Source organism: Psychroflexus salis (genome assembly GCF_014640175.1).
Taxonomy (GTDB): domain Bacteria; phylum Bacteroidota; class Bacteroidia; order Flavobacteriales; family Flavobacteriaceae; genus Psychroflexus; species Psychroflexus salis.
On sequence record NZ_BMGL01000001.1, the window covers coordinates 241356 to 262699 of the forward strand.

14 protein-coding genes and 1 pseudogene are annotated in these 21344 nt (G+C 33.6%); 6 read left to right on the forward strand and 9 right to left on the reverse strand.

Annotated elements, in window-relative coordinates:
* Positions 1-11 precede the first annotated feature (11 nt).
* From IEV63_RS00975 to IEV63_RS00985, 3 genes are all read right to left on the reverse strand, one after another.
* Positions 12-1490 carry a RagB/SusD family nutrient uptake outer membrane protein gene (locus tag IEV63_RS00975; RefSeq protein WP_188404881.1) on the reverse strand — a complete coding sequence of 493 codons (1479 nt, stop codon included), beginning with the start codon at positions 1488-1490 and terminating at the stop codon, positions 12-14.
* A gap of 18 nt (positions 1491-1508) precedes the next feature.
* A complete protein-coding gene (locus tag IEV63_RS00980; RefSeq protein WP_188404882.1) occupies positions 1509-4547 on the reverse strand; it encodes a SusC/RagA family TonB-linked outer membrane protein in 3039 nt (1012 codons plus the stop codon).
* 235 nt (positions 4548-4782) lie between these two features.
* Positions 4783-7611: a triple tyrosine motif-containing protein gene (locus IEV63_RS00985; RefSeq protein ID WP_188404883.1), complete on the reverse strand. Its 2829-nt coding sequence runs from the start codon at positions 7609-7611 to the stop codon at positions 4783-4785.
* A 476-nt stretch (positions 7612-8087) separates the two neighbouring features.
* Between IEV63_RS00985 and IEV63_RS00990 the strand changes: the two genes are divergently transcribed.
* The gene (locus IEV63_RS00990; RefSeq protein WP_188404884.1) at positions 8088-8861 is read left to right on the forward strand and encodes a prohibitin family protein; all 774 of its coding nucleotides are present in this window, start codon (positions 8088-8090) and stop codon (positions 8859-8861) included.
* 80 nt (positions 8862-8941) lie between these two features.
* On the opposite strand, the gene IEV63_RS00995 is transcribed toward IEV63_RS00990, so the two are convergent.
* Together IEV63_RS00995 and IEV63_RS01000 are read right to left on the reverse strand one after the other, a co-directional pair.
* Positions 8942-9304, reverse strand: coding sequence for a YraN family protein (locus IEV63_RS00995; protein WP_188404885.1), 363 nt, complete (start codon positions 9302-9304; stop codon positions 8942-8944).
* A 10-nt stretch (positions 9305-9314) separates the two neighbouring features.
* Positions 9315-10208 (reverse strand): S66 peptidase family protein, encoded by an 894-nt coding sequence (locus IEV63_RS01000; RefSeq protein WP_188404886.1) that lies wholly within the window; start codon positions 10206-10208, stop codon positions 9315-9317.
* A 414-nt stretch (positions 10209-10622) separates the two neighbouring features.
* Here IEV63_RS01000 and IEV63_RS01005 point away from each other — a divergent pair, with 414 nt between their 5' ends.
* Genes IEV63_RS01005 through mgtE form a run of 3 tightly spaced genes read left to right on the forward strand, consistent with a single transcriptional unit; the run spans position 10623 to position 13117 of the window.
* Positions 10623-10937: a DUF4286 family protein gene (locus IEV63_RS01005; RefSeq protein ID WP_188404887.1), complete on the forward strand. Its 315-nt coding sequence runs from the start codon at positions 10623-10625 to the stop codon at positions 10935-10937.
* A complete protein-coding gene (gene rsmA / locus IEV63_RS01010; protein ID WP_188404888.1) occupies positions 10930-11775 on the forward strand; it encodes a 16S rRNA (adenine(1518)-N(6)/adenine(1519)-N(6))-dimethyltransferase RsmA in 846 nt (281 codons plus the stop codon). The genes IEV63_RS01005 and rsmA overlap by 8 nt, the downstream gene beginning before the upstream one ends.
* Complete coding sequence (mgtE, locus tag IEV63_RS01015) at positions 11765-13117, forward strand: magnesium transporter (protein ID WP_188404889.1); 1353 nt, start codon at positions 11765-11767, stop codon at positions 13115-13117. Before rsmA ends, mgtE begins: the two co-directional genes overlap by 11 nt.
* 73 nt (positions 13118-13190) lie before the next feature.
* Here the strand turns inward: mgtE and IEV63_RS01020 are convergent.
* A pseudogene (locus IEV63_RS01020) lies at positions 13191-13337 on the reverse strand (His/Gly/Thr/Pro-type tRNA ligase C-terminal domain-containing protein); the annotation flags it as partial.
* Positions 13338-13529: 192 nt separating this feature from the next.
* Between IEV63_RS01020 and IEV63_RS01025 the strand changes: the two are divergent.
* Positions 13530-16349 carry a TonB-dependent receptor gene (locus IEV63_RS01025; protein WP_188404891.1) on the forward strand — a complete coding sequence of 940 codons (2820 nt, stop codon included), beginning with the start codon at positions 13530-13532 and terminating at the stop codon, positions 16347-16349.
* A gap of 70 nt (positions 16350-16419) precedes the next feature.
* Positions 16420-17448, forward strand: a complete 1029-nt coding sequence (locus IEV63_RS01030) for a phytase (protein WP_188404892.1) — start codon at positions 16420-16422, stop codon at positions 17446-17448.
* A gap of 66 nt (positions 17449-17514) precedes the next feature.
* On the opposite strand, the gene IEV63_RS01035 is transcribed toward IEV63_RS01030, so the two are convergent.
* From IEV63_RS01035 to IEV63_RS01045, 3 genes are all read right to left on the reverse strand, one after another.
* Complete coding sequence (locus IEV63_RS01035; protein WP_188404893.1) at positions 17515-18321, reverse strand: hypothetical protein; 807 nt, start codon at positions 18319-18321, stop codon at positions 17515-17517.
* Positions 18314-19627, reverse strand: a complete 1314-nt coding sequence (locus IEV63_RS01040) for a fibronectin type III domain-containing protein (RefSeq protein ID WP_188404894.1) — start codon at positions 19625-19627, stop codon at positions 18314-18316. The genes IEV63_RS01035 and IEV63_RS01040 overlap by 8 nt, the downstream gene beginning before the upstream one ends.
* 89 nt (positions 19628-19716) lie before the next feature.
* Positions 19717-21252, reverse strand: coding sequence for a glycine--tRNA ligase (locus IEV63_RS01045; RefSeq protein WP_188404895.1), 1536 nt, complete (start codon positions 21250-21252; stop codon positions 19717-19719).
* Between the last annotated feature and the right edge of the window lie 92 nt (positions 21253-21344).

Consider the following 21344-nt stretch of genomic DNA (forward strand, 5'->3'; position numbering starts at 1 on the left):
ATTTTTATCTTTTAATATCCTGCATTTTGTTCCCAATTGCCCTGAGAGAATTGTATTTCTTCTAATGGAACAGGAAATACTTCATTTTTATTAGCTGTAAATCCTTCGATATTTTGGGCGGCTCTGCCTGTTCTAACTAGATCAAAAAAGCGATGACCTTCGCCTACAAGTTCTAATCTTCTTTCAGAGTAGATGTTCTCTAAGAGTGCATTACCTGAAGAGTCTAAATCGTCAAGCCCAGCTCTATTCCTTACTTGATTTACATATCCTCTTGCTAATTCATCATTACCACCACCTCTTATTAAGGCCTCTGCAGCCATTAACAATACATCAGCATAACGAATTGCTCTGTAATTATTAGGTTGTGTTAAGTTAGCATCAGGTTCATTTTCTGCAATTCTTGGAATATATTTCCTGTTATAATAACCAGTATGCCCAGTATCTGGATCTTGGTTTCCAATATTAAAATCTGCACTATTATCGGCTGCCCATTCTTCAATGTTTAAGATGCTAACATCTCTTCTTAAGTCGTTTTCATTATAAGCATTGTAAATATCTTCTCTAGGTAAGATAAAGCCAAATCCTGGTTCAAAAGTAGGGCCGTTATAACCTCTAACTCCACTAAATCCTACCATAACGTTTCCTGTACTACACTGTAAACAATCAAAACTTGCTCCTAAAGCTCCAGTATATTGAATTTCAAAAACAGATTCTGCACTATTTTCGCCAACAAACTCAAATAAGTTTTCGTAGGATTCGTTTCCTTGCGTTCCGTAAAGGTGAAATTGGCCAGAGTTAATTACATCAGTTAATTCTGCAACTGCAGCTCCAAAATTTTCTTGGTAAAGGTATACTTTACCTAAAAGTGCTTTCGCTGAAAATTGATTGGCTCTCCAAACTTCTTGTGCAGATGGGGACATATTTTCGATAGCAAACAACAAGTCTGCTTCAATATATGCATACACATCTTCTATACTAGCTCTTGGCAGTGAAGTTTCTTCACCTAACAAAAATCTACCTTCTGGTTTGATCGGAATTTCACCAAAAAAGCGAACCAAATTAAAGTTAAAAAACGCTCGTAAGAATCGTGCTTCTGCAAGTATTTGATTTTTACCATCAAATTCGATATTATCTTTATTTTCGACCATAAAGCTGGCTCTATAAACTCCCGCATAATTAAAATTCCATACATCTCTTAATTGCTGATTTATTGGTGTATGTATCATTCTATCTATCTGCTGCCAACCAATAACATCTGTTGGGCTTTCTCCACCAGCATTGATATCGTCCGAAGCAATTTCTGCCAACATAACACTAGCGTAGTTAGACTGTAACAAGTCGTAAACAGCAATCAAGCCATTGTAATAATCTTCTTCAGATAAAAAGAAGTTTTCTGAGTCTACCGTAAATGGTGGGTCTACTTCAACAAAATCGTCTGAACATGAAAAGCTTATTAAAGCGATCAATAAGATTGTGATATATTTTTTCATTGTGCTAAAAATTTAAAATTAAAATTGAGCATTTAGTCCAAGAATGGCTGTCCTTGGTAATGGATAAAAACCGAAATCTATTCCGCCTCCAATTGGCGCACCTGTTGATGCAGTAGGGTCATAGCCAGAGTAGTTAGTAAAAGTGAATACATTATCTACCTTAGCATAAAGTCGAAGATTAGAAATTTTTATTTTTTCAAGCAGTTGTGGTTTAAAATTATAACCTACGCTAACTGTTTGTACTCTTAAAAAAGAACCATCTTCTACGAAAAAATCAGAAAAAACACGATTGGCTGTTGCTCCAGAAGTTAGTCTTGGCACTTCGTTGCTTGTTCCAGGTCCAACCCATCGATCCATGTTGTATGACATCATATTTACATTGGGTTGGTCTCTTTCAAAATTTCTAACAATATCGTTTCCTATATTAGCAAACATATATGTAGAAAAATCAAATTGCTTGTATTTAAGGCTTAAGTTATACCCTAGAGTAAATTCAGGTATAGGGCTACCAATTCGTTTTCTGTCATTTAAATCTATCACTCCGTCTCCATTTGCATCTACAAATCTCAAATCTCCTGGCTGAGCATTTGCTCCTAGCGCCAATTGAGATGGATGAGCTGCTACTTCTTCGGGAGTTTGAAAAATTCCATTAGTTTGATATCCGTAGAAATAACCAATAGGTTGTCCTACTTCCATTCTTGATGGAGCGGGTTGCCCAACACCGAATTGTCCGCCTTCTAAAAAGTCTGCACCATTTATGCCTGTTACTTCATTGGTAAGAGTAGATATGTTAAAGCTAGTGCTTATGCTTAAATCTTCTGTCCAATTATCAGAATAGGAAATTTCAAATTCAACCCCTTGGTTACGCACATCACCAGCATTAATTGTAGGTGCAGATGATCCTGGCGCTGTAATTCCAGTAATTCCTGTAACTGGAATACCAGGGATTAATAAATCTTTGGTATCTTTTTGGAAATAATCTACTACCAAGTTTAATTTATTGTTCCAAAGTCTTAAATCAAAACCAATATCAAACATGGTGGTTTCTTCCCATTTTACATTTGGATTCGATAATGGACCTAAAGATTGGCCTTGTATAATTCCAGTGGTAGGATCTACATAATTTGCAGAACCTGTCATTAAGGATCTATATAAAAAATCTCCTATTCTGTCATTTCCTAAAATACCAAAACTACCTCTAACCTTTAAAAAATCTATGGCATCTACTTTTGGGAAAAAGTCTTCATCTGAAGCAATCCAACCTGCTGTGGCCGAAGGGAAATATCCAAATCTATTATCTGGACCAAATCGTGTGGTTGCGTCTCTTCTTAACATCCCTGAAAAAAGATATTTATCTTTCAAGGTATATTGGACTCTTCCAAAGTAAGAAAGCCTTCTTACATCGTAAGCAAATGAACCAGCGTTAAGTTGATCTCCAGTTCCAGTTGCGCTACCAATATTTGCAAATTCCCAAGAATTGTTAGGAACACCTGTTCTAGTTGCATTTACATTTTCTCCAAACTGTTTAAAAATATTCATTCCCACTACAAAAGTTAGGTCGTGGATGTCATTAAATTTATTTGAATAAGTATGAAAGATGTCGACAGTGTAGTCGTAGTCACTTTGTTGATTTTGAATAACCAAGTTATCATCTAATCGGTTAAAAACCTTATTTGGACCGTAGTTGAATATTGGTAAAAACTCTCTGTATCTGGAATTAGCAGAATTAAAACCTATTCTAGCTTGGATATCTACATTTTTCATATACTCAAATGTAGCATGAATGTTACCGCTTAAACGATTAGCTATTCCTTCGTTATACGTGTTTCTAATTTGTGTTAGTGGGTTTACTACCTCATTACCTAAGTCAATTTCACCTGTTAAATTATCTACATTGCGGCCAATTGTTGGGGCCATGTTAATTGCATTAAAAAGAACTGAGCCTAATCCAAAGGTGTTAAGGTTCCTATTTTCAGTACGGAAATAAGAAAGTGTAGTTTTTAAATTGAATTTATCTGTTAAGTCTGAATTTAAATTAAGCTGAGCAGTTTGTCTTTTAAAACCAGATTTATCGCCACCAACTATACCTTCTTGTTCTAATTGAGATGCGCTTAATCGATAAGTTGTTTTTTCTGAGCCACCGCGAACAGAAATATTATGACTTACAACTGGAGCAGTTTCAAAAACTTCTTTTTGCCAATCTGTGCCTGTACCCAAGCTGTTAATATTTTGGAGTGGATTAACTTGTCCAGCATTAGTATACTTTTCGTTCATCAATATGCCATATTCCGTAGCATTTAAAAGAGGCAAACTACGAGTTGTTTCCTGTAAGCCATAATACGTAGAATACTCAAACTGCGCTGCTTGGTTTTTAGATCCTGACTTGGTAGTAACGAGTACAACACCATTTGCACCTAATGTTCCGTAAATTGCCGCTTGTGCATCTTTTAAAACAGTAATGTTTTCAATATCCTGCGGGTTTATAGAATTAAGACCTCCTTCGTATTGATAACCATCTAGTATAATAAGCGGTTTGTTATTACCATTGGTAGAGACCCCGCGAATCCTAATGTTGGCTTCTGCTCCAGGTGCTCCACCTTGTGGAGTAACATTTACACCAGATACAGTACCTTGTAAGGATTGAGCGGCATTAAGAGGTTCTAACTTCTTAATGGACTCTGAACCTACTTTTGAAACTGCTCCAGTAATGTTTCTTCTAGAAGACTTACCATAACCTATTACGACCACATCGTCCAAAGCTTCGGTATCGGGCTGTAACACAATTTCAAACTTAGTTTGACCATTTACTGGTATTTTTTGAGTAACAAAACCCAAATAAGATACCACTATAGTTGCACTTGGTGAAACATTAGATAAACTGAAATTTCCATCGAAATCTGTAGATGTTCCGTTTTGTGTGCCTTCGACTGAAACATTTGCGTCGGGTAAGGGTATGTTACTACTGCCATCGATAACAGTTCCTGATATCTCGATAGTTTGTGCAAATACACCCAAACTTATTACGCTGCATAAAATGAATAAATAGTTTTTGAGCATGACTAAAAGATTTTGAAATAAAAATAGCTTAACAATATTATAAATTGGTTAACATTGTATTTACAAAAAAACTACAACGCTATAGTAAATTTAAAACATTTTTAATTATTTATCTATATTTCTGATTTTCTTATAATTAAATATGGTAATTAAATAATAATTAAATTTAAAAAAACATTTAAAGACCTTAAGATAGAGGTTAAATGTAGTGTTATTTTTAACAAATGTATTGTTTTTAGATCTCTAAAATGTAGTTTGTTAAGCTAGTTTCCCTGTCCAAATCCATCTTTTTACGCAAACGATATCGTTTAACTTCTACACTTTTAATTGAAATATTAAAAAGTGGAGCTATTTCTTTAGATGAAAGGTTGAGTCTTAAATAAGCACACAATCTCAAGTCGTTTGGAGTTAAAGATGGGTGCTTTGTTTTAATTTTCTTTAAAAAATCTTTATCTGCATTATTAAAAGCTTCTTCAAAGAACTTCCAGTCGTCTGAGTTATTTAAATTCTTGTCGATAATTCTTAAAATTCGTTTTATAGCAGTAGACTCTTGTGTTAGTTTTTTTAATTCACTTTTTATACTATTAAGAAACTCATTCTTTTTAATCAAACTCATTGTTGAGATAGCTAATTCTCGATTTTTGCTTTCAATATCTTGCTGTAGTTTTTCATTTTTAATATTCATTAAATTTTGCTCTGATTCAAGCTTATTGATTTCAAGAAAGCGTTGATTTTCTGCTTTTATTTTCTTCTTTTGTCTTTTGTAATATTGTTTGTAAATATTATGAATAGTAATGATTACAAGTAAAAGGATAATAATATAAACAGTAATCATTAAGTTAGAAAGCAATTTAGGTCTTTTAATTGTAAAAGGAAATTGTATTTGAGTTGCAGAAGTTTTTGAGCCTCTTTTAGCTCGAGCTTCAAAAGTGTAATCTCCAAAAGAGAGATTATTAAAACTAACCTTATTCTTGGTATGCCAATTACTCCATTGATCGGATAGACCTTTCAGTCTATATTGATATTCAATTTCGTAAAGATTATCGAATAATGCTGAGCTAAAATTGAACTGTAAATTATTGCTTTTGTTTTCAAGTACAGTTGCATCGTTTAAAGGTAAGTATTCTAATGGTTCGTCTAAAGAATTTACCTGTACAGAATTTAAAGTTAAATTAAAAGATTCTTCCATTGCTTTTAATCGGTATAAATCTAAGAGTAAATAACCTTGCGAATTACCAAATAAATAGGTGTTTTCTGAAAATTTGGTTATATTCTCATAACCTATCATAGCGTTTCTTACATGACTAGGAATTGGTATAAATAAGGATTCGAAATCTCCATTTAATTTACTAGGTGAAATAAAATTAATTCCCTTATTGGTGAAAGACCAAATTGAATTATTAGAATTTTCAGGAATAAGTTTACCTGAAGAATAGGTGCTTGTATCGAAACTTAAATTACTTAAGGTAGAATCCTTTTTAAATTTATTTTCTTGTTCATGGTAGTAAAAAACCCCTTCTTCATAAGCGTACAAAACCTTGTCGTCGAATTTAGTAATGCTTGAATATAGCCCTTTTTCAATTTCGTTATGCTGAAAAGAAGAATCTACATTGGTATAATTAGCATTCAAATTAAGATGAAAAACACCTTTGTATTCGTGGTTAATAATTAACTCATTGGGCTTAGAAAATTCAACAAACTTAGAAGATATATGAAAGCCATCTACAGCATTTCGGTAAAACCAGCCTTCATCACCAAGACTTAAGACACCTAAACCGTTATATGTACCTAATAATAGCAAGTTAGGTCGATTAGGAATTTTTTTAAAACACCAAGTGCCGGGTGCTCCTTGTAATACTTTAAGCTCAAAATCAGCAACAATAAATGCCCCATTATTATGACCACAAAACAAACTGTTTTTATGTACAAATAAATTCCAAACCTGTCCGCTAGAATTTTTAACCAATTTAAATTCTTGAGATGCGGCATCAAGGGCTTTATAAAAAAGCCCTTGATTTGTTCCTAAGTACAAAACCCCTTGATGAACTATGGATGTATAAACAGTACCGACATTTCCGCTACCATCACTATAAATTCGTACTGGAAGTGACAAATTAATACAACTTATACCATTATCAAGACCTAACCAAATATTGTAATCCGCATCTTCAAAAATATTTAAAATCGTATTGTTGTTAAGTCTTTTATTCTGGTTGATATGATAAATAATATTACCATCTTGATCTAAAAAAACCACTCCGTTAGAGATAGTTCCTAAAACAAGTTTACCAGAATGTGTTTGTAAACTGCTGTAAACAGTTAAAGAACTTAAAAAGTCGCTATTTTTGTTACCCCATACTGCAGGTTCCTTTTCTAATGTAAAAATTCCGTTTTTATCGGTTTGAACTAGAATTTGATTGCCATAAGCATAAATATTTATAACTAAATTATCAGTAAAAATAGGGTGGTTACTTATTAATTTAGAAGTTCCATTTACCAATTGAAATATTCCTTTGTTAGGCACATTATAATATAGTTCGTTATTAACAACAAAAAGTTTAAATAACTCTGGTATGTTGTCTACTTTATTGATTGTATTTTCTTGGGAATCATAAAAGTAAATATTGTTTAAAGATTGAAAAATAACAAACTTATTTAAGCTTATAATTTTCCAAAATTGCTCATCTTCTTCAAGTTGAAGATCATATTCTTTTACTAAAGATTGGTAATTAAAATTTCCTTTCTGGTCTTTTTCCCAATATCCAAAATCTTTGTAACAGCCTGTATATATTGTTTGTTTAACAGCGTGAACTGATCGTATAATGCTTTCATTTGGAGAAGGATACAAAGTCCAATTCTCTCCATTAAAATTGAGTAAGCCTTTATTATTTGCAACAAATATTTGTTTGTCTTCTGTTTGAGAGATAGACCAGTTTTGGTTATCGGCTTGATATTCTAAAGGTGTGAAATTATTTATAGGGGGGAGTTCTTGTGCGAAAAAGTTAATGGATAATAAAATAGCTATTAAACTAATACAGTTAGTTGATTTAAAAACTTTATCCATAACTAAAATAATTACCTTAAATTAATAAAAAGCATACAATAAAAGCCAAACTAAATTTATAATTAAAAATTAGTTCATGTTAAAACAACACTCTATTTTGTTGTAAAATTGGGTTACAATAATTTGTTGCAATTTAGTAAGATAATCTAAATAAATCTATTTTTGTATAGGTAAAATTAAGGTTGGTATGGGTAAATAGAAATAAAATTATAGGTATAGCATGTTGCTTTATTACTATTTCCCGTGTTCTAAATTAAATAGATTAGGTTGATTTGTTGTAAAAATTATAGATAAGAGCTTTCAATACATTCTTTTTTGTAAATCAGAGATTAAAAATTTATATGTTGGTAAACATTAGTATATAATGAGTAAAAATGAAACACAAAAACATCATAAAATAAACTTAATGAAGGCTTTAAAAGATGTTGTGGTATGTTTTTTGGTAAACTCAATTAAAATATATAAAAAAGAAAACTATGAAACTAAAAACATTTTTGGGAATTGCCCTAGCGACAATTTTCATGAGCAATTGTGCCGTAATTAGGCCTGGAGAAGTCGGTGTAAAACAAAGACTTGGAAAGTTGAATGATAAAGTAGTAGATCAGGGTATTCGTTTTTTTAATCCATTTACAACTATTTATGTTAAGGTGCCTATTAGAACTACAAACATCGAGCAAGTTTTACTGTTGCCATCTAAAGAAGGTTTAACTATTACTGCAGAAGTTTCTGTATTGTATAATTTAGAACGTGATCAAGTTCCTAGAATTATAAATGACATAGGTAAAGACTTTGAAAGAAATGTACTCGTAAATACCTTACGTTCTTCTGCAGCGAACATTTCGGCAGAATATTTTGCTAAAGATATGCACAGTTTGAAACGAAATGAAATTGAACGTTCTATTCAAGATAAAATGAATAAAATATTAGGCGATAAAGGCTTCGAAATACAAACAGTTTTAATGAAGAGTATTAATCTTCCACAACGATTATCTTCTGCTATTGAAGATAAATTAAGAGCTGAGCAGCAGTTTCAAGAAATGGAATTTATTGTACAACGTGAAATTAAAGAAGCCGACAGAAAACGTGCTGAAGCAGAAGGAATTCGCGATGCACAAGCCATTATTAATGAAGGCTTAAGTCCTTTGCTAATTCAGTACCAATCTATTGAAGCTTTTAGAGAGTTAAGCCAATCTAATAATGCAAAAATTATTATTACCGATGGCAAAGCACCCATTATGGTTGGAGAATAAATCATCAACTTATATCTACTTGTAAAAGCCCAATTTAGTTTTGGGCTTTTTTTATTTAATACTAGCCTAAGTTTGTATAACTAGTCAAAATATAAAAAGGCATCTTCTAAATGTTCAATTCGCGTTCCCATTTTATTTTTAATAATTGCAATTACATCAAAACGAACCTCTACATCTAAATCGCGTTCGTTTACATAATGGTCTACTGCTTTTACTAATCGTTTTATTTGTTGTGGTTTCAAAAAATCTTGTGGATCGCCAAATTCGGGTGTGCTTCTTGTTTTTACTTCAACAGCAACCAAAGTTTCTCCTTTTAGTGCAATAATATCTACTTCAGCTTTTAAAAAGCGGTAATTATTTTCTAGAATCTGAAAGCCTTTTTTCAACAAAAAATTTGTGGCTAAATCTTCTCCTTTTTTACCTAATTCGTTGTGAAACGCCATACTTAACATTTTAAAATTGAATTTCTGTACCTTTTTCACTCACCATTAAGTGAACTTCTTTTCCAAACGGAATCGCCAAATTTTCTTTTAAATGTCCGAATGAAACACCAAATGCAACGGGAATTTTTAGCTCGCTTACGTATTCATGTATAATTTCTTCTGCAGTTTTTCCAAAAGGAATTCTGTTATCGTTCATATCGGTCATTCCACCAATAACAATTCCAGCAAGGTTTTTAAAAACTCCATTTTGTTTTAAGTTTTGCATCATTCTATCGATGTGGTATAAGTACTCATCTAAATCTTCTAAAAGTAAAATTACATTTTCTAGCTTCGGAAAACTAGCTGAACCACAAAGCGAATACAAAACCGATAAATTACCACCCATTAGCGTAGCTGAAACCTTTCCTGTTTGATTAAAAGGATGATTTGCAAAACAATAATGCATTTTTTTTCCAAACAAAACATCTCGTAAAGTTGAAGCACTTGTTTCTGTTTTACTCGAGATACCCACCGGCATTTGCGCATGTAAACTGGCTACACCTAGTGTTTGTAAATGGCAGTGTATGGCGGTAACATCAGAATAACCAATAATCCATTTGGGTTGATTTTGCAGAGAAGAAAAATCGACTAAATCTAAAATCCGAACACTGCCATAACCACCTTTTGCACACCATATTGCTTTAAGCTTTGGGTTGTTAATTTGTGTTTGTAAATCGGCCGAACGTTCTGCATCACTCCCTGCAAATTGGTTTTGTATTTTGCCAATACTACTTCCTATTACAACTTTTAAACCCCAACTTTCTGCTAATTGAATTGCTTCTTTTAAATCGCTTGCATTAACACTTCTTGCAGTGGCTACAATAGCAATACAATCGCCTTTTTTTAAATTGGAAGGGATTTTCATTTTAGCTTTGGTTTGTTGTTATATGTATTAAGCTGCTGTTCATAACATTAATAAAAACAAATATAGAATTTTTGTAATGAATTAAATAGCTGATAATTAAGACGATATTTGAATTTTATTTCAAAAATTTATACTTACAAAGAAACAGAAAGAAAATGAATGAGTTAGATAACAAGGTTTGATATTTAAATTGGTTTAGCTTTATCCTTATTTCTGAAGCTTTTGGTTAGTTTTGCACTTGTGCAAGGGAAAGTAGCGGTTACCCTGCAAAAATAAGTTGTAGTTTTTAAGTTTTTTGTAGGCGACCTAAGAAGCCCGGCAAAAAGCTATAAAAACAAGGCAGATTTTGAAGCGTAAAAGCGAATTGCCCGACCCCGATTTTTCATCGGGGTTGCGCCCAAAATATAAATCACTATGTATATTTACAATGTAACAATCAACATTCAAGAAGATGTAGAGCAAAAATGGTTAAATTGGATGCGAGATACACACATTCCTGCTATGTTGAATACGGGGAAGTTCAGTAAAGCTTTAATGACACGTGTAGATGTTGAAGAACCTATGGGCGGAATAACTTATTCGGTACAATACACAACGGCTAATAAAAAAACTCTGGAAGCCTATTACCAAGAAGATGCAGAAAAATTAAGAAACCAAAGCAAAAAATTTGAAGGCAAATTTGTTGCTTTTAGAACTACTTTAAAAGTTATATACGAGCAACATGAATAAACCTTTTAAAAAATACCATAAATCGGAAAAATCTGAAGAAAATGTGCGAGCTAAAAAACACCTTGGTCAACATTTTTTAAAGGATGTAAACATTGCTCAAAAGATTGCGGAAACTCTTACCGAAAAATCCTACGAGACCGTTTTAGAAATCGGCCCCGGAATGGGTGTGCTTACACAGTTTTTAATCAGAAAACACAAATGTGTAGTTGCTGTAGACGTGGATCGTGATTCGATTGCATATCTCAATTCTACTTTTAAAGATGCACATGAAGCAGAAATTACTCCTGATAATTTTGAAGTAAAAGAAGCCGATTTTTTAAAAATGGATGTGCTTACAGCCTTGGGTAATGAGCAATTTGCAATTATTGGAAATTATCCGTATAACATTTCATCGCAAATTGTTTTTAAAATGTTAGAATTGAGAAACTTTGTCCCCGAATTTTCGGGCATGTTTCAAAAAGAAGTAGCGCAGCGAATTTGTGCTGGACCAGGAAGTAAAGTTTACGGAATTTTGTCGGTTTTAAGTCAAGCTTATTACGAAGCTGAATATTTATTTACGGTAAAACCAGGAGCTTTTAATCCGCCGCCAAAAGTAGATAGTGGAGTTTTACGACTAAAGCGCAAAGCGAATTTTAATTTAGCCTGCGATGAAAAAATGTTTAAAGATGTGGTAAAAACTGCTTTTAACCAACGTAGAAAAACCTTGCGCAACAGTTTAAAAAAATTCGATTTATCGGTTGAATTAAAAGAAGATGCTATCTTTGCGCAGCGACCAGAACAGCTTTCGGTAAGCGAATTTGTTAGCTTAACGCAAAAAATTGAAGCCGATGCCATTTGAACTCACTAAAGAATTAATCGAGAAAATTGAGTTTTTGATTGAAGAAAAAAACAATCAAGAACTACTCTTGCATTTTGAAGATTTGCACCATGCCGATATTGCTGAAATTCTCGATGAGCTCAACTTAGATGAAGCCACTTACATTATCAAACTTTTAGACAGCGATAAAACTGCTGAAGTTTTAATGGAGCTGGATGAAAATGATCGGGAGAAAATTTTAAGCAACTTAAACGCCAAGGAAATTGCCGATGAAATTCGGGAAATGGACACCGATGATGCAGCCGATATTATTGCTGAATTAACCGAAGAAGTTAAGGAGCAGGTTATTGAAAACTTAGACGATGAGCAACTTGCCAAGGATATTAAAGAATTGTTGCGCTATGATGAAGATTCTGCTGGTGGATTAATGGCAAAAGAACTGATAAAAGTTAATGAAAACTGGAGTGTAACGGGCTGTATGACCGAAATGCGAGCGCAAGCTGAAAATGTTACGCGCGTGCATTCTATTTATGTGGTAGACAATAAAGGCAAACTAAAAGGAAGACTTTCTTTAAAAGATTTAATAACCGCACCCAGCGATGCACATATTGAAGATGTATACATAGACAAGGTTGATTATGTAAATGTACATACCGAAGGCGAAGAAGTGGCCAGAGTAATGCAGAAATACGATTTAGAAGCCATTCCTGTGGTGGACGAAATGAACCGATTAGTAGGGAGAATTACTATTGATGACATCTTAGATTTTGTAAGAGAAGAAGCCGATAAAGATTACCAAATGGCTGCTGGTATTTCTGAAGATATCGACACCAGTGCAAGTATTCCACAAATGATTCGAGCACGGTTACCTTGGCTAATTTTAGCATTACTAGGCGGTTTTATTGCTGTAAAAGTAGCTGAAACATTTGAACCCGCAATGGACAAATTTGGTGTGCTTTTCTTTTTTACACCGTTAATTGCTGCTATGGCAGGAAATGTGGGTGTACAATCTTCAGCAATTATAGTACAAGGGCTTGCCAATGGAACGCTAAGTGGTTCGGTTTTTCAGCGCCTATTTAAAGAATTGGGCTTGAGCTTATTAAATGGATTAATCTTAGCGGTTATACTATTTTTAGGTTCACACTTTTTATTAGGTCATGAGTACATTATCGGTTTAACGGTTTCCGTTTCGTTAATAAGTGTAATTTTAATCGCTTCATTTATCGGTACTTTCGTGCCAATTGTGTTAGACAAATACAAAATAGATCCTGCTTTAGCTACCGGACCATTTATTACTACAAGTAACGATATTTTTGGTTTGTTGATCTTTTTTACGATCGCAAAACTAATTTTAGGGTTTTAATTCCTGGTTTGCAATATTTCAAACGAAGTTATGCTAATTAGGCTAAGCGAAGTTTAAAACTTCGCATTTATGCTTACCCCATACAATTTTTAAAACTCACTTCTTTAGCAATAATAGAGTTGAGTTCTTCTATTTTAATGCGTTTTTGTTCCATGCTATCGCGATGACGAATGGTTACGCAGCCATCTTCTTTGGTTTCATGGTCAACGGTAATACAAAAAAATATTAATATCAATAATTATTTAAGAAAAAAACACGAAAAATAAATTAATTTAAGATAAGCTAACTTTATATTAACAATTTGAGTGATTTGTGATAATTTGTTAATACTAAATGAAAGGAAGGTTAACCTTAGTTTAATTTCAGAAATAAAGTGTGTGACTAGTTTTGTTTTGAATCAAAAAACAATACGATGAAAGCAAAATTATTATTCTTATTTTTATTAATTAATGTTGGATTGTCTTATTCCCAAACGGGAAATTTAAAAGGTGTAGTTACCGATGAATCAGGACTTTTTGTACCTGGAGCAAATGTGTTTTTAGCCTCTTTAAATAAAGGAGCAATTACAGATGTAAATGGTGAATATGTTATATACAATGTAGAAGAAGGAACACATGAACTGACTATTCAATATTTGGGATTTAAAGACGTAAAAACAAATGTAACTATAGAAGCAAATAAAACCATAATTTCCAATTTAGTATTAACCGAAAATGCCGATCAGTTGGATGCTGTTACTGTAACTGGATATTCGTTAAACAGCCAAGCCAAAGCGTTGAATACACAAAGAAATAAAATAAATGTTACCAATATTGTTTCAACAGATCAAATCGGAAAATTTCCTGATGCTAATATTGGAGATGCTATGCGAAGAATTCCAGGTATAACGATGCAGGTTGACCAAGGTGAATCCAGAGACATCATTATAAGAGGTTTAGCACCACAATTGAACAGTGTTACCTTAAATGGTAGTAGAATTCCTTCTGCTGAAGGTGATAACCGAAATGTACAGATGGACTTAATTCCATCCGACATGATTCAAACTATAGAAGTTAATAAGGCCGTTACTCCAGATATGGATGGGGATGCTCTTGGTGGTTCTGTAAATTTAGTAACTCGATCTTCACCACAAAGTTTCAGGTTATCTGCAACTGCTGGTTCAGGTATTAACTTTTTGACCAATAAACGAATTTTGACGGGATCATTTATTTTAGGAGACCGTTCTAAAAATAAAAAATTTGGTTGGATGGTATCGGCATCAATCAACGACAATGATTTTGGGTCTGATAATGTAGAAGGCGTTTGGGTTAATGAAGCTGAAAGCCCAATTACAGGGGAAGATATTACCGTTAATCCTTATTTAGAAGAGAGCGACATACGTGTTTATTTGGTAGAACGTATCCGAAGAAGCTTTTCAGCCAACTTTGATTATGCATTTAATGCCAATAATAAAATATTCTTTAAATCAATGTATAACTGGAGAGATGATAGAGAGAATAGATTTAGATTAAGGTATGATAATATTGAACCTGTTTTTGAATCAGGAACCGAAAACGTAAGCGGTTATACAGGAAGACTGCGTCGTCAAACCAAAGGTGGTATTGATAATGATAGAAGCCAAAATAGAAGACTAGAAGACCAACGAATGTATAACTTTACATTGTCTGGGGAGCATTTATTTGGTAACCTTCAAATGGATTGGATTACCTCACTTGCCAAAGCATCAGAAGAGCGACTGAATGAACGGTATACATCATACAGAACTGGAAGTAATATTGATTTGGCTGGTGATTTTTCAGATCCAGAATTTCCATCTTTTAGACCAACCAATCCTAACCAAGTTACTTTAGACCAATTTAATCTGAACTCAATTTCAGAAGAAAATCAATATACCGAAGAAGAAGATGTAAACGCATTTGTAAATTTCACCTTGCCTCAAGATTGGTTTGGGCACGGAGATGGAACGTTTAAATTTGGTGGTCGTTTAAGACTAAAAGAGAAGTTTAGAGACAATAACTTTTTTGAATTTGAACCTACAGATGGAAATCCTCAGGCTTTTTCTACATTGGCAGATGTACCAACTAGAGATTATACCGATGCAGACTATTTACCAGGTAGTCAATACCAAGCAGGTTCTTTTGTCACAGCAGATTTTTTAGGCAGTCTTAACTTAAATAATGCGTCTTTATTTGATAAAGAAGATATTCCAGATGAGTATTTAAGAGCCAATTATAATGTGTCTGAAGATGTGTATGCAGGTTATGTTATGGCCAACCAAAAAGTTTCTGATAAACTTAGTGTTTTAGCTGGTTTAAGAGTAGAATCTACCAAAGTTACAGCCATAGGAAACCAGATTATAGATGAAGAAGAATTGATAGGGCAAGTAACCGATGAAAGTTCTTATACCAACATCCTTCCAGGGGTACATTTTAAATATGATTTGAATGACAATACGGTATTTAGATTAGCCTGGACAAACACATTGGCAAGACCTAACTATGAAGACTTGGTGCCAACAGTAGATGTTATTGCTGAAGATTCTGAAATTGTTTTAGGTAATTCAGACCTAGACCCGACTACTTCTATGAACTTTGACTTGATGGCGGAGCATTATTTTGATAATGTAGGTATTCTTTCAGGTGGAGTATTTTACAAGCGCATAAACGATTTTATTTATACACAAATCGGTGAAGTAGCTGCCGGTGAGCCCAATGCAGGTTTCAGAACTTTCCAACCACAAAACGGTGATAATGCTTTTGTTACTGGTGCTGAATTTTCTTTTCAACGTCAACTTGACTTTTTGCCAGGATTTGCTAAAAATTTCGGAATTTACTTAAACTATACCTATTTAAATTCGCAGGCTAACGGGATTAGAAATGAAGACGGAGATGAGCGTGGTGATTTGGAATTACCTGGAGCAACGCCAAACATGTTTAATGCATCATTAGGCTATGGAGATAAAAAGTTTACAGCTAGACTTTCAGCAAACTTTTCTGATGCTTATCTAGATGAATTAGGCGGAAATAACTTTGAAGACCGTTATTACGACCAACAGCTATTTGTAGATTTCAATGTTACGTTTGCTATTAATAAAAACCTTAGATTATATGCCGATTTAACCAATATTACCAATCAACCATTACGCTACTTCCAAGGGGTAAGGAGCCGTACACAACAAGTAGAGTTTTACAACAGAAGATTCACTATCGGTCTGAAATACGATTTATTTTAAGCGAACTTAATTACTATTGCGGTGTTTTAATTGAAATTAAACACCGCAATCTTTAATTTAAAAAAAAAAAATGTCACTGAAAACTTCAACTATTGCTTTAATTATTTTCCTATCAGTAACTATTTCATCTTGTAACACCAAGCCACTGCCTGTTGTTGAGCCAGATGTAATTACAGAACATACTCTACATGATACAGACGATCCAGCCATTTGGATAAACCATGATAATCCTGATCAAAGTATTGTTTTTGGAACCGACAAAGATACTGATGGGGCTATTTATGCTTTTGATTTAGAAGGTAAAATTATAGAATCAAAAACCATTAGGGGATTAAAAAGGCCTAACAATGTAGATATACGTCAGGGAATTCAAATGAATGATTCTACAAATATAGACATCATGGCTTTTACAGAGAGAGAGAACGAACAAATTCGTTTGTTTTCTATTCCAGATATGCGACCACTTGATAATGGTGGCTTTCCTGTATTTCAAGATGAAACTGAAGAAGAATTTAGATTACCTATGGGTATAAGCTTGTTTAAATCGCCAAAAGATGGTTCTCTTTATGCTATTGTAGGTAGAAAAAATGGTCCTGAGCAAGGTTATTTACATCAATTTAAAGTTAAATTTACAGACGAAAAAGTATCATTAACTCTAGTAAGAAAGTTTGGAAGATACAGTGGCAAAAAAGAAATAGAAGCCATTGCCGTTGATGATGCGCTCGGGCACATTTACTATTCTGATGAAATATTTGGGATTAGAAAGTATCACGCCGAACCATCTATGGGAAATGAAGAAATAAAGCTTTTTGGCGGAAAAACCTTTCAACGGGATAATGAAGGTATTGCCATAGTAGCTAAAGATGGTAAAGAAGGTTTTATCGTTGTATCTAACCAACAAGCTGAAACATTCAACGTATTTTCAAGATCCACCAACCAATTTTTAAAAGAAATTAACCTGAGCACAAAACAAACGGATGGTTGCGATGTAGTTGCTGTCCGGTTGAATAGCACATTCAAAAACGGACTATTTGTTGCTATGAATGATGAAAAGAACTTTTATTTTTATGATTTAGATAAATTGGGTTTAGAAGAATAATACAAAACAACCCAATAAATAAAAAGTCCTTACTGATTTACTTCGGTAAGGACTTTTTTAAGTTGATTAAGTTTTAGAGCTAACAGCTGAAGTTTCATTTTTGTAATTTCGGATAAGTAAAAGAACTAAAGGGAGTGTAAAATGGGGCACACGAATTAAAAACTCTACGTAATTTAATATACTCGCATCAAGTACGCGTAGCATGGCAGTTAAAAACCCCCAAAAAATAAGCCAATACAAGAGGTAATTCGATGACTTTATCATTACTAAAACAGCAACTGCAACATCGATAACTCCTATGATGTTCAAAAACTGTTCGGCGTCTTTTTGCTTCATAGGAATAGCGGAAAAATCTCTAAAAAACCCAAGAATATAATCAATATAGACTCCATTTTTTAAGAAGCAACCTATCCCGTGGGATAAAAAAATTAAGAAAACAGAAAACTGAATAGACAGTAAAAACCATCGGTTAAATTTTGCCTTCCTGTTGTAAAAATGGTGGATACTAATCAAAGTAAGAATTGGAAGCCACCATTTAGAAATGGCTGAAATAAGCGACAATTCTAAAAATGCCTTACCACCATTGGCATAACTCAGTAAACTATACAAAACAAGAAAAGTACTAATCAACCATAAGCTTAGTTTGTAAGTGGATTTAAAAAACACCCCAATCAAACAAAAAAGTAAAAGGATGGCAATACTTTTTTCTATCCAAAAAGAAAACTGCTCACTAAATCCATTTTCTACCACTAATACAGAGCTGATAACTGCTCCCTTATATAGCTTTAAGCAAAACGCAAGAATATAGAAAACAAGTGTGATTTTAAAAATAGTTGCAATTGTAGTGAGTTTATAAAAATTGACGCTACTCATGCACTTCACTTTTGGTTTCAAAAACTTTGGATGTTACAGAAAAGCTGTGTAATGTGTCTTGCTCAATTCCAAAGGCAGTCACATTAGCAATGGTATCATCAACTGAAATTTTCCATAAATGATGTTTAGCTTCCACTATGCTTTCCTCATCAAAAAACCACCTCTCTGGAAATGGTTCTCGTTGAGGTACACCTAAGCCACCTTCACCAATGTAAATAATACCCTTAGGGTCAATTTTTCCATCTAAAATAGGAGCTGTTTTTTTAAGCGAATGCCCGTCTGATTCAAGAGCCATACTTATTTTGTGTTTTTCAAATAAAGGCACCCAGTATTTTCTTACGTGATAAAAATCTTCTCGGTTAAAATCCTTGACAGCAGGATAGGCAGGTTTATGGTATTGGACAAACATCCAATTATTTTTGGCACGGTGTTCTTCTAAGGTCTCTTCTAAAAATTCTAATTGATCTCCTGCCATACTCGTTTCAGTATTAAGTGTAAGCAGTGCTGATGTTGGGGTAATCTGGGTCATAAAAAAATAACCATCGCTATGTTCATTAGATATTTCACCCAACCAGAAGTTTTCAAGAAAACCTATTTCATGTTCATGATTTCCTCGAGTTAAGATTAAAGGTAAAATCCGTTTATCTTTGGTAATGGTGAGTTCATGGTCTTCAAACCAATAGTATAAATGTCGCCAATCTGCAGTTGTACAATAATCGCCTCCATGAGCAAATGCCAAAATCGAAGGGTCTTCTTCAGTCATTTTAGCAATCATTTTATTCATTTTTTGTCTTTCAATTAAAGGTGTTCTTCCTGCAAAACGAGGTTTTTTTCCTCCTAATCGAGAATCGCCTCCAGAAATGATTGAGTAAGACTGATCTTTTTCTGGTGCGGTTATAAAATAATATATGTCAGAACAAGTGTTGTCTGTACAAAATTTGAAATAGTATGTTGTAGAAGAATTTAAATTCTTTAATTCTGCATGATGGTAGTAGGCTTCTGGAACTCCTTCCTCATAATCCATAGAGCGCATGGTTATTTTTCCTTCCTTAAGACTTTTTGATTGAAGAGTGTTTTTATTTAGTTGTTTATTAGTTCCGAAAACTACATAGTTATCTGTACCAAAAACACTGCTCGTCCAAGAAACAATGGCATGTTCAGATGGCTTTTCAGTCCAAATAACACGCGGGTGCATGACTTCAACATTTACTTTTAAAGTGTTTTTGTTTTGATGTTGATTTTCACTACAACACAAAAAGCTTACGATGCAACTTGAAATAACAATAAATTTGAATAGGGTTTTCACAAGAGTTAAATTTGAATTAGTTCTTAACTCAAATTTAGCGAATTCTACTAATTAATTTTATAAGCGGGAATTATCAAATTGTTAATGATTTACCCCATCCAATTTTTAAAACTCACTTCTTTAGCAATAATAGAGTTGAGTTCTTCTATTTTAACGCGTTTTTGTTCCATGCTATCGCGATGACGAATGGTTACGCAGCCATCTTCTTTGGTTTCATGGTCAACGGTAATGCAAAATGGAGTTCCAGCTGCATCTTGACGGCGGTAGCGTCTTCCTACGGCATCTTTTTCGTCGTAGGCTACATTGAAATCCCATTTCAATTGGTCAACAATTTCATGAGCAATTTCAGGTAATCCATCACGCTTCAATAAAGGAAAAACAGCTGCTTTTACAGGAGCTAAAATCGAAGGAATTTTAAGTACTGTTCTGCTAGAACCATCTGCTAATTCTTCATCCTGAAGTGCAGTGGCAAAAACGGCTAAAAACATTCTATCTAAACCTATAGAAGTTTCAATTACAAAAGGAACATAATTTTTATTGAGTTCTGGATCGAAAAATTGCAGCTTTTTTCCCGACATTTTTTCATGTGCTTTTAAGTCGAAGTCGGTTCTAGAGTGTATTCCTTCTAGTTCTTTAAATCCAAAAGGAAAATTAAATTCAATATCGGTTGCTGCATTGGCATAATGGGCTAATTTTTCATGGTCGTGAAAACGGTAATTTTCTTCACCTAAACCAAGCGATCGATGCCATTTTTGGCGTTGTTCTTTCCAATATTCAAACCATTTTAGTTCATCTCCTGGACGCACAAAATATTGCATTTCCATTTGCTCGAATTCTCTTTGACGGAAAATAAATTGTCGAGCTACTATTTCATTCCTAAAAGCTTTTCCTATTTGGGCAATTCCAAAAGGAATTTTCATTCGGCCTGTTTTTAGCACATTAGCAAAGTTGACAAAAATACCTTGTGCCGTTTCTGGACGCAGGTATAAATCGGATGCAGAATCTGCAGAAGCACCTAATTTAGTACCAAACATTAAATTGAATTGCTTTACTTCTGTCCAATTTCTAGAACCACTTTCTGGGCAAGCAATCTCTAATTCTTCAATCAAGTTTTTTACATCGACCAAGTTTTCCGCTTCAAGCGATTTGGCCATGCGTTGTAAAATTTCTTTTTGTTGAGCTCGGTATTTTACAACTCGTGGATGGGTGGCAACAAATTGGGTTTCATCAAAATCATCGCCAAAACGTTTTTTAGCTTTTGTAATTTCCTTTTGTGCTTTTTGTTCTAATTTTTCGCAATAATCTTCAATTAGCACATCGGCACGGTAGCGTTTTTTAGAATCTTTATTATCAATTAACGGATCATTAAAAGCATCTACGTGGCCAGAAGCTTTCCAAGTTTTAGGATGCATTAAAATTGCCGCATCTAAGCCTACAATTTCTTCATGCAATTGTACCATGCTTCTCCACCAATATTCTTTTATATTCTTTTTAAGTTCTGCCCCGTTTTGACCATAGTCGTATACTGCACTTAAACCATCGTATATTTCACTGGAAGAAAAAATATAGCCATACTCTTTAGCATGGGCTATAACTTGTTTGAATTTATCTTGATTATTTGCCATAGCGCAAAAATAGGAAATAGAAATTGTACAGAAGCCATTCTAAAAAGTGTTTTTTATTTATAATTAAATTGTCGTCTGTTAAAAGACAAAAG